We start from the raw sequence: 392 nt of genomic DNA, 5'->3' as shown, positions 1-392 counted from the left end.
GCGGTGCACCGGGACCTGGACCATCGGGGTGATCCTCCCCGGCTCCAGCCGCAATTCCTGCGCCGAGGCCCAGGCCGAGATCGACTGCGCCGGAAATGTTCAGATCACCCACCGCTTCGGCGAAGGCCCCGACTTCTGCCCCACCGCCAACACCGCCTGGAAAACCTACTGCCTGGAAGACCCCACCCTGGGCTCCAGCGTCGGGGACAGCGCCGGCACCTGCGCCTGGCGGGACTACTACGGCCAGACCATCTCCCTCCAGGTCCAGGTCCCACCCCACCGCTTCCGCATCACCCCCTACCCCGTCGGCTTCGTCGCCCGGGAGGACCCCTGGGGGGTCTTCCACCCCACCGCCCGCCTGGTCTGGGAAGAACCCCCCTGGCCCCAGCACG

At 70.4% G+C, this 392-nt stretch carries 1 protein-coding gene; it reads left to right on the top strand.

What is annotated here, in order from left to right; genetic code table 11:
• Window positions 1-392, top strand: a 392-nt coding sequence (locus CFB18_RS15400; RefSeq protein WP_159461732.1) for a hypothetical protein, incomplete at both ends; no start/stop codon positions are given.

The organism is Thermoflexus hugenholtzii JAD2 (assembly GCF_900187885.1).
GTDB classification, from domain to species: domain Bacteria; phylum Chloroflexota; class Anaerolineae; order Thermoflexales; family Thermoflexaceae; genus Thermoflexus; species Thermoflexus hugenholtzii.
The sequence above is the reverse complement of the archived record's forward strand: the minus strand, read 5'-3'. Positions and strand labels throughout refer to the sequence as shown.